Origin of the sequence: Kitasatospora indigofera (assembly GCF_014655955.1) — a bacterium.
GTDB lineage: Bacteria > Actinomycetota > Actinomycetes > Streptomycetales > Streptomycetaceae > Kitasatospora > Kitasatospora indigofera.
Genome location: NZ_BNBO01000054.1, coordinates 51,749 through 60,969, shown reverse-complemented (window position 1 = coordinate 60,969; position 9,221 = coordinate 51,749). Strand labels below are relative to the sequence as shown.

At 75.8% G+C, this 9,221-nt stretch carries 9 protein-coding genes; 3 read left to right on the top strand and 6 right to left on the bottom strand.

Going from position 1 to position 9,221, the window contains the following annotated elements; translation table 11 throughout:
• Positions 1–55: 55 nt before the first annotated feature.
• Entirely contained in the window at positions 56–853 is a 798-nt protein-coding gene (locus tag IE329_RS32000; protein ID WP_190214528.1) for a MerR family transcriptional regulator, read from the bottom strand.
• Between the two features lie 650 nt (positions 854–1,503).
• Here IE329_RS32000 and IE329_RS31995 point away from each other — a divergent pair.
• The 3 genes from IE329_RS31995 (at position 1,504) to IE329_RS31985 (ending at position 4,575) form a co-directional block, all read left to right on the top strand.
• The gene (locus IE329_RS31995) at positions 1,504–2,268 is read left to right on the top strand and encodes a hypothetical protein (RefSeq protein WP_190214518.1); all 765 of its coding nucleotides are present in this window, start codon (positions 1,504–1,506) and stop codon (positions 2,266–2,268) included.
• A 176-nt stretch (positions 2,269–2,444) separates the two neighbouring features.
• On the top strand, positions 2,445–3,734 hold the full coding sequence (locus IE329_RS31990; RefSeq protein WP_190214517.1) for a YhgE/Pip domain-containing protein: 1,290 nt from the start codon (positions 2,445–2,447) through the stop codon (positions 3,732–3,734).
• A 67-nt stretch (positions 3,735–3,801) separates the two neighbouring features.
• Positions 3,802–4,575, top strand: coding sequence for an aminotransferase class IV family protein (locus tag IE329_RS31985; RefSeq protein ID WP_190214516.1), 774 nt, complete (start codon positions 3,802–3,804; stop codon positions 4,573–4,575).
• A gap of 110 nt (positions 4,576–4,685) precedes the next feature.
• Here the strand turns inward: IE329_RS31985 and IE329_RS31980 are convergent, their stop codons facing one another.
• From IE329_RS31980 to IE329_RS31960, 5 genes are all read right to left on the bottom strand, one after another.
• On the bottom strand, positions 4,686–5,447 hold the full coding sequence (locus IE329_RS31980) for a class I SAM-dependent methyltransferase (RefSeq protein ID WP_190214515.1): 762 nt from the start codon (positions 5,445–5,447) through the stop codon (positions 4,686–4,688).
• Positions 5,448–5,602: 155 nt separating this feature from the next.
• Positions 5,603–6,874: an RNA polymerase sigma factor gene (locus IE329_RS31975; protein WP_190214514.1), complete on the bottom strand. Its 1,272-nt coding sequence runs from the start codon at positions 6,872–6,874 to the stop codon at positions 5,603–5,605.
• Between the two features lie 73 nt (positions 6,875–6,947).
• The gene (locus IE329_RS31970; protein WP_190214513.1) at positions 6,948–7,349 is read right to left on the bottom strand and encodes a YciI family protein; all 402 of its coding nucleotides are present in this window, start codon (positions 7,347–7,349) and stop codon (positions 6,948–6,950) included.
• Between the two features lie 195 nt (positions 7,350–7,544).
• A complete protein-coding gene (locus IE329_RS31965; protein ID WP_190214512.1) occupies positions 7,545–7,964 on the bottom strand; it encodes a YchJ family protein in 420 nt (139 codons plus the stop codon).
• 161 nt (positions 7,965–8,125) lie between these two features.
• A complete protein-coding gene (locus IE329_RS31960; protein ID WP_229927935.1) occupies positions 8,126–9,187 on the bottom strand; it encodes an isopenicillin N synthase family dioxygenase in 1,062 nt (353 codons plus the stop codon).
• Positions 9,188–9,221: the final 34 nt, after the last annotated feature.

Below are 9,221 nucleotides of genomic sequence, written 5' to 3'. Positions count from 1 at the left end.
CGGTCCCGCGCGCGGCGCCGTCCGGCGTCGACGGGGCCGGGGCCCGGCGGCCGGGTCAGCCCTCGGCGGGCCCGGCGGCCCGGTCGTCGCCCAGTTCCTCGCCCAGTTCCTCGCGCAGCGAGCGCTGGAACGCCGTCACCAGGGCCTGCGCGATCATCGGCTGGATGTGGTCGGTGAGCCCCTTCATCCGCTCCAGTTCGGCCGGCGCCGGGCCGCTCTCCCGGTACGGCTTCCAGACCGTCTCGCGGAACAGCCGGTGCAGCTCGTGCGCGGTGGCCCGGCTGTGCCCGAGCACCACGGCCCGGGCCGCCACCAGGGTCTCCAGCGGGATCGGCACGTCCAGCACGCGCACCCCGAGCGGGAGCAGGCCGGGATCGACCCGGAACACGTCGGCCTCCGCCGTCCGCTCCAGGGCCCCCATCGCGGCCAGCCGGGCGATGTCGGCGTCCGACAGCGCGCGCCCGGCCCGGCGCTCCAGCTGGGCCCGCCCGGTCTCCTCGGCGGTCTCCGGCATCCAGGACGCGACCAGCGCGCGGTGGATCGCGAGGTCGAGCGAGCTGATGTCCTCGGGCAGCCGGGCCAGGTAGCGCTCGATCGCGGCGAGCGTCAGGCCCTGCCGCTGCAGCTCCTCGATCAGCTCCAGCCGGTCCAGGTGCTCGACCCCGTACAGGCCGACCCGGCGCGGGCCCAGCTCCGGCGGGGGCAGCAGTCCCTTGGTGCTGTAGAAGCGCAGGGTCCGGACGGTGACACCGGCCCGCGCCGCCAGCTCGTCGACGGTGAGCCGCGGCGGCGGTGTGCCCGGGGTGCCGGCGCCGGCCGGGGCGGGCCCGGCGTCGGGTCCGCTGCCGGGCATGGCGTCGGGCCCGGCCGGGGCGGCGGACAGGCCGGGCGTGGCGGACAGGCCGGGCGTGGCGGGCGTGGCTGTCATGGCTCGGCGCCTTTGCTGCTCGGGGAACCTGTCGGCGGGCACCGGTCGGAACACTCTCGCTGTGACAGTAGCAGTGTGACACCGCCCGCAGCCGGTCCGTCCGGGGCCGACGCGGCCCGGCCCGGGTCCCGCGCCGGGTCCGGAGTCCCCCCGGGGGGCAGGGGCGGGCCCGGCCGGACCGGTCAGTCGGGCGTCCTCGCTTATACGCCTGATCTGCTCGTTTCGCAGGCGTTTCGGCAAACATTTCACATGGTCGGGCAAAGACTTCCGCTGAACCCTTGCCCGGCCGGTGGTTACCCGATGGGATGCGCGAGTCCCGCTGCCGATCTTGGCCGGTGTCCCCCGACGCCCGCCTCCCCGCCCGCTCCGGCCCGCCCCGTCCTGCCCCCGCCGCCTCGCCCGCCCGCCGCCGCAGCGCGACCACGCTGCCCGAGGCCGCCGTGGGCCGGTGGCCGGGCCGGCCGGCGACGGTACCGGCAGCGCCGGCGCACCCCCGGACCGGGCAGCGGACACCCCCCAGAGCGCCCGGACGATCCGGTGCGCGCGAAATTCGAACATCGAGGTCGGGCCCCATCGTGCGTCTCATCACCCCTGCCGCCGGACTCCTTGCCGTCGCGGTGCTCCCGCTGGCGCTGACCGCCTGCTCCTCCGCCGCCCCGCAGGCCGCCGCCCCCGCGCCGGCCACCACCGCGGCCGCCCCGGCCGCGGTACCGGCCGCCACACCGTCCGCGACCCCTGCGGCGCCGGCCGCCGCCGACCCCAACGCCGGCCTGCTGACCGGTACGCAGCTCAAGGCCCTGCTGGCCCCCGCCACCGCCTTCGCCACCGGCTTCGCGATCGACGCCGCCAGCACCCGCGACACCGGCGACACCTACCAGCTCCCGGCCGTCACCGAGGTGCCCGCACCGGACTGCACCCGGCTCGGCGCGACGTCCTGGACGGAGATCACCGGCATATCAGGGGTCTCCTTCGCGGAGAACGCCTACATCGACAAGAACGCCTCGGCCGAGTCGGCGCAGGAGATCGACGTCTACCGCGACAAGACCGCCCAGACCGTGGTCGGGGCGCTCGGCAAGCTCTCGCTGGCCTGCCCGAGCTACACCGACCCGCAGACCAACGGCAAGGTGACGGTCGCCGAGAAGGCGCTGCCCGCCGTAGGCGACGAGGCCTACGTGATCACCCTGACCAGCCCCGAATGGAAGGGCGGCACCACCCTGGTGGCGGCCCGGGTGGGCACCGCGGTGGTGACGGTGCTGGTGAGCAGCGGCACGGACAAGGGGACGGCGGGCGCGACCAAGCTGGCCGGCCAGCTGGCGGCGGGGCTCAAGGGCAAGGCCTGACGGCTCCCGCCCGGCGGGCCCGGTCCGGTTCGCCGGCCCGGGCCCGTCCCCGGCGCCGTCGGGGCACCGCCGACCGGGTCCCACCCGGTGCGCGTACGGGCGAGGCGCCGGGGCCGGCCGGCCGTCAGCGGCTAGCTTGCTGCGGGGGCCGCCCGACCGACGCTCGCGGGAGAGCCATGACTTCGAACCAGTCCGGGGCCGGGGTGAGCGCCTGGCAGGTGCTGCGCAACCCCAAGGTCTGGGCGCTGCCGACGATCATCGTGGGAGCGGTCGCCCTGCTGCTCTCCCTGCTCTACATGGGCGGCATCGTCAACCCGCGCGCGGACCTGCACCGGCTGCCGATCGGCCTGGTCAACTCCGACCAGGGCGCCCAGCTGGGCGGACAGCAGGAGAACCTCGGCGCGCGGATCACCGCCGGCGTCCTCGCCGCGCCCGACCCGAACCAGCAGGTCTCCTGGCGGCCGCTCGACAAGGCCGCCGCGACGGACCAGCTGGCCTCCGGCAAGCTGTACGGCGTCCTGGAGGCGCCGGCCGGCCTCACCGCGGCGGTGGCGGCGCTGGGCGCCGCGGCCCAGCCGGAGCCAGCCAGGCCGAGCATGCTCGTCCTCACCAACCCCGGGGTGGGCAGCCTGGCGTCCTCGCTCGCGTCGTCCATCTCGCAGGAGGCCGCGCACCAGGCCTCGCTTCAGCTCGGCGCGAGCCTGAGCGCGCTGCCGGCGGCCCAGGGCGGCGCGGCGACCAACGCGGCCCGGCTGCTGGTCGCCGACCCGCTGGCGGTGGTGGTCCAGGTGGGCCACCCGATCGGCCCGCACAGCGGACTGGGGCTGACCGCCTTCTACTACACCCTGCTGCTGGTGCTCTGCGGGTTCCTCGGGGCCAACATCATCAGCAACGGCGTGGACGTCTCGCTGGGGTACGCGGCCAGCGAGCTGGGGCCGCTGCGCACCCAGCTGCCGCTGGTCCGGATCAGCCGCACCGGGACCCTGGCGGTCACCAGCGTGATGTCCGCCGTGCTGGCGATGGTGACGTCCAGCCTGGTGATGCTCGCGACGGTGGTGATCCTGGACATGGACGCCTCGCACCTGCCGCTGCTCTGGGTGTTCTCGGTCTGTGCCAGCGCCGCCGTGGGGCTCGGGGTGCAGGCGCTCCTCGCGGCGTTCGGCGGGATCGGGCAGCTGATCGCCATGTTCATCTTCATCGCCCTGTCGCTGCCCTCCTCCGGCGCCACCATCCCGCTGCAGGCGCTGCCGACCTTCTACCGGGGGCTGGCGGTCTTCGAGCCGATGCGCCAGCTCAGCGACGGTGTCCGGTCGATCCTGTACTTCGGGGCGCAGGCCGACGCCGGGCTGGCCCGGGCCTGGGTGATGATCGCGATCGCGACGGTGGCCGCGCTCGTCTTCGGTTTCGCGATGACCACCTACTACGACCGCCGCGGCCTGCACCGGGTGCACCCCGAGTCGAGTTGAGCGGCCGGGCGGGCCGGCCCCCGGGTACCGGTCCGGGGCCGCCGGAGGCGGCTGGCATGCTGGGCGCATGGCGGAACTCAACGGCAGGCCCGTCGGGGCGGACGAGCTGCAGGCGCTGGCCCTGACCAACTACGGCCACTTCACCTCGATGCGGGTGGAGGAGGGCCGGGCCCGCGGTCTGGCACTGCACCTGGCGCGGCTGGCCCGGGACTGCCGGGCCGTCTTCGGCGTGGAGCTGGACACCGGGCGGGTCCGGGAGCTGGCCGCGCGCGCGGCGCCCGCCGCCGGCACCGCGGTGCTGCGGGTCACCGTCTTCGACCCGGCCCTGGACATCGGCCGGCTGGGCGCGGGCGGCCGCCCGCAGGTGCTGGTGACGACCCGGCCGGCCGGCGATCTGCCGCTGCCGCCGCTGCGGGTCCGGTCGGTGCGGTTCGTCCGGGACGCGCCCGAGATCAAGAGTGTCGGCCTCTTCAGCTCGCTCCGGCAGCGCCGGGCGGCCCAGCAGGCCGGCTTCGACGACGCCCTGTTCACCGACGCCGGGTCGGAAGTCTCCGAGGGCGGCACCTGGAACGTCGGCTTCGTCCGGGACGGGCAGGTCCTCTGGCCGGCCGCCCGGTGCCTGGTGGGCACCACGATGGAGCTGGTCAAGCAGGTGCACGGGAGCGTCACGGAGCCGGTCCGGCTCGCCGACCTGGCGGGCTTCGAGGCGGCCTTCGCCACCAACGCGGCGATCGGGGTCCAGGCGATCTCCGCCGTCGACGGGCTGGCCCTGCCGGGCGGCCACCCGGTGATCGACCTGCTGCGGCGGAAGTACCTGGACCTCCCGGGCGACCGGCTGTAGCGGCGCGGGGGCCGCGGGCCGCCCGGACACGGACCCCGGACTCGGACCCCGGGCGCCGGTCCCGGCGGGCCGGGGCGGCCGACCGGGTCGGGGGTGCGAAGGGCCCGGGGTCAGGCGGGCTTGCGGGCCTCGATCAGGTACCGGGTGGTGCGGGCGGTGAACGGCCCCTCGGCCTCGATCCGCCGGTGCAGCTCCAGCAGGCGGTCGCGGTACCGCTCGACGGTGAAGCCGGGCACCATCCAGATCACCTTGCGCAGGAACCAGACCACCGCCCCGATGTCCCGGAACTCGGTGTGCAGCGATTCGAGCCGCAGGTCGACCACCTCCAGCCCGGCGGCCGCGGCCTCCCGGCGGGCGTCGTCGGGGTGACGGCCCCGGCGGACCGCCTCGGGCTGCGGGCCGAGGAAGTACTCGACGAGTTCGAAGACGCTGGCCGGGCCGACGTGCTGGGCGAGGTAGCTGCCGCCGGGGCGCAGCACCCGGGCGATCTCCGCCCACCGCACGGCCACCGGGTGCCGGCTGGTGACCAGGTCGAAGGCCTCGGCGGCGAACGGCAGCGGCCCCTCCTCCGCGTCGGCGACGACCACCGCGCCGAGCGGGTGCAGCAGCCGCGTCGCCAGGACGACGTTCGGCGGCCAGCCCTCGGTCGCCACCATCACGGGGGGCAGCGCCGGGACGCCGGCCAGCACCTCGCCGCCGCCGGTCTGCAGGTCCAGCGCGGCGTGCACCCGGGCCAGCCGCTCGCCGATGGTCCGCTGGTACCCCCAGGAGGGGCGCTGCTCGGTGGCGCGGCCGTCCAGCCAGGAGAAGTCCCAGCCGTCCACCGGGACGGCCTCGGCCTCCCCGACCAGCTCTTCGAAGGAACGTGACATATCCGAATTGTCAGGGTGTGCGGGCGTGCCGGGCAACGGAGTTTCGACGGTGGACCGGGTGGACCGGGTGGCCTGGGTGGACCCGGCGGCTCGCGCGGCCGCGCGGCTCCGCTCGGGCCGCCGGCCCGCCCCGGACGGTCCGGGCCGGTCGTGGGTCAGGGCCCGGACGGGCCGTCCGCCGGCGGGGGATCCTCGGCCGCGAGCCGGGCGGCCCGCAGCGTGAGGTGGTGCCGCTCCGGCAGGCTGGCCGTGCGGTTGGCGGCCGCCCGGTAGTTCTCGACGGCGCCGGCCCGGTCGCCGGCCTGCTCCAGCAGGTGCGCGCGGACCACGTACAGACGGTGGTGGCCCGCCAGCCGGCCGTCCGACTCCAACTCCGCCAGCACGGCCAGCCCGGCGGCCGGGCCGTGCACCATCGAGGCGGCGACCGCCCGGTTGAGGGTGACCACGGGGTTGGCCGAGACGCTCTCCAGCACCTCGTAGAGGGCGAGGATCTGCGGCCAGTCGGTCGTGTCCGCGGTCGGCGCCTCGTCGTGCACCGCGGCGATCGCCGCCTGCAGCTGGTACGGGCCGACCGGGCCGCGCGGCAGGGCGGCGGTGATCAGCGCGACGCCCTCGGCGACCAGCGCCGCGTCCCAGCGGGTGCGGTCCTGCTCGGCGAGCGGCACGAGTTCGCCGTCCGGGCCGGTCCGGGCGGCGCTGCGGGCGTGGGTCAGCAGCATCAGCGCGAGCAGCCCGGCGACCTCGCCGTCCCCGGGGAGCAGCGCGTGCAGGGCGCGGGTCAGCCGGATCGCCTCGCGGGTCAGCTCCACCCGCTGCAGGTCGGGGCCGGCGCTGCTGGTGTAGCCCTCGTTGAAGATCAGGTAGAGCACGTGCAGCACGGCGTCCAGCCGGCCCGGGCGCTCCTGCCGGTCCGGCAGCCGGAACGGCAGCCCCGAGGACCGGATCCGCTGCTTGGCCCGGCTGATCCGCTGCCCCATGGTCGGCTCCGGCACCAGGAAGGCCCCCGCGATCTCGGCGGTGCTCAGGCCGCCCACCGAACGCAGGGTGAGGGCGATCGCCGAGGCCGGCGAGAGCGAGGGGTGGCAGCAGAGGAAGAGCAGGGTCAGGGTGTCGTCGTGCCCGGCACGGTCCTCCTCGTCGGCGGCCGGGGCGGCCAGCCGGTCGGCCGGGACCTGCCGGGCGGAGCGGTCCTCGCGGCGGCGGCGCGCCTGTTCGTTGCGCACCTGGTCGGCCATCCGGCGGGAGGCGACCTGGACCAGCCAGCCCCGCGGACTGTCCGGCACGCCCTCCGCGGGCCACTGGGTGGCGGCCGCCAGCAGCGCCTCCTGCACTGCGTCCTCGGCGGCGTAGAAGTCGCCGTGGCGGCGGGTGAGCACGCCGACGACCTGCGGCGCGAGTTCGCGCAGCAGGTCGTTGACGGTGCCCACGGGCCGGGTCAGCGGACGGCTCCGTCCACGCCTGCCTCCCCGGTGGCGTCCACGGCCGGGTCCACGGCGTCCGTCACAGGTCCGACGGCGGGCCGGACATCACCTGGCGGACCTCGATCGGCATGTTCAGCGGCTCGCCCTTCGGGCCGGGGGCCGCCGAGATGTCCGCGGCGATCTCCAGCGCCCGGCCGGGCTCCTCGCAGTCCACGATCCACCAGCCGGCCAGGAACTCCTTGGTCTCGGCGAACGGGCCCTCGGTCACCACCGGGGCGCCGTTCGCGTGCGAGCGGACGATCTTGGCGGTGTCCGGCATGGCGAGGCCCTGGGCGTCCACCAGCTCGCCGGTCGCGGCCAGCTTGAGGTTGGTGTCCCGCATGAAGCCGATGTGCGCCCGGAGCTCGTCCTGGGTCCAGCCGTCGATCGGCGCGAAATCGGCGGTCTGCCGGCTGAACTGCATCAACAGCATGTACTTCATGGCCTGCTCCTCTGATCGGTGCGCCCGGTGGGGCGCTTTCACGGACAGGTCGAAGCCGGCCCCGCGCCTTCGACGTCCCCGCCGGGACATCGCGAAAAAAACTTAGCGCCCCGGGACGACCGCCCGGCGGGGGCGCACCGGTGCCCGCCCGCAGGGCGGTCGTTCCGGCGCGCCCGGGGCCGGGGCCGGGCGGGATCAGGTGCCCGGCGGCAGGGCGTCGAGGTAGACCCAGGCGCCGTCCACCCGGACGAAGCGGCTGTTCTCGTGCAGCACGTCCGCGTACCCCTCGTCGGTGAAGTGGGCACTGAAGTCGACCGTGCCCTCCCGGTGGAACGGCCCGCCCTCGGTGCTGGAGTGGACCTCCAGCCGCAGCCAGCGCAGCTCCGGGTCGAAGGGCACCTCGGCCGGCCGGGTGTCCGGGTGCCAGGACCGCAGCAGGTACGCCTCGTCCCGGACGACGAAGGCGCTGAACCGCGACCGCATCAGCCGCTCGGCGGTGGGGGCGTCGGCCTCGCCCCGGTGGAACCGGCCGCAGCAGTCCCGGTAGACGGCGGGCAGGCCGCACGGGCAGGGGGCGGTGGGGGAGGGGGCGGGCGGCGGCTTTCGTCGTGACATGGGGCCAGCCTAGGGGCGCCGGCCACCCGCCCGGCAACTGCCGCGAGCCGCCCCCGGCCGGCCGGCGCGCTGCCACGGGGGTGCCTCGGGTGGGCCCGCAGGTAGCCCGGTGGCTCGTTGCGGCCGAAGCCGGCGGCGGCGGCCGCGCGCCCGTCCGGGACCTACCGGGAGCCGCTCTCCAGCAGGTCGGCGTGGTGCCGGCGGGTGACCTCCGGGTGGGCCCGCAGGTACCCCTTCAGCTCGTTGCGGCCGAAGTCGGCGAAGAGCGGGTTGCCCGGGTCCTGGGTGGCGCCCGGGGCGTGGTGGGCGAGCGGGAAGTCCAGCGGTTCGATGTGGGCGTCCAGGCGCGGGTTGTAGAAGAACGGCACGGAGAACCGCTCACGGGCGCCGGCCGGGCTCACCACGCGGTGGTTGGTGGCCTTGAGGTACCCGTCGGTGGCGACCTCCAGCAGCTCGCCGAGGTTGACCACGAAGGCGCCCTCCATCGGCGGTACCTCCAGGAACCCACCCCCCTCGCGCTCCACCTGGAGGCCGCCCACGCCGTCCTGCAGCAGCAGGGTGATGAAGCCGTAGTCCTTGTGCGCGCCGACGCCCTGGCCGGCGCCGTCGGGCGCGGTGCCGGGGTAGCGCACCAGCTTCAGCCGCAGGTGCGGGTGGCCGGCGAAGGCGTGGTCGTAGAAGTCCGGCCGCGCGCCGATCGAGGCCAGCAGCTCGTGCAGCAGCCGCCCGGCGACCGCGCTGAGCCGGTCGATCCAGTGCAGGGCGGCGGTGCGCAGCTCCGGCAGGGCCTCCGGCCACTGGTTCGGGCCCTCCAGCCACCAGTACGGCGGCTCGCCGGGGGCGGGGACGTGCGGCGGCAGCTCGGCGCCGATGTCCAGCTGGTCGCGCCAGTCCTGGCTGCCGCCGGTGCGCTCGTCCCCGGTGCGGGTGTAGCCGCGGAAGTGCGGGGAGTTCAGGTTGCTCACGGCCAGCCGGTCGGCCTCGGGGAGGGCGAAGAAGGCCCGCATCGCGTCGGTCAGCGCGGCGGTCTCCCCGGCGGTGATGCCGTGGCCGGTGAGCTGGAAGAAGCCGACCTCGGTGGCGGCGGCCCGCAGGTCGTCGTGCAGCCGGGTGCGGTCGTCCGCGTCGCCGGCGGCGAGCGAGAGGTCGATCACCGGCAGTCCCGCGGTCTGGCGGCCGTCGGTGGTGGAGCCGGTGGAAGGGGTGGGTGCCTGCTGCGTCATGGGTGACATCCGCTGTGTCTCGTCCCGGCCGGGC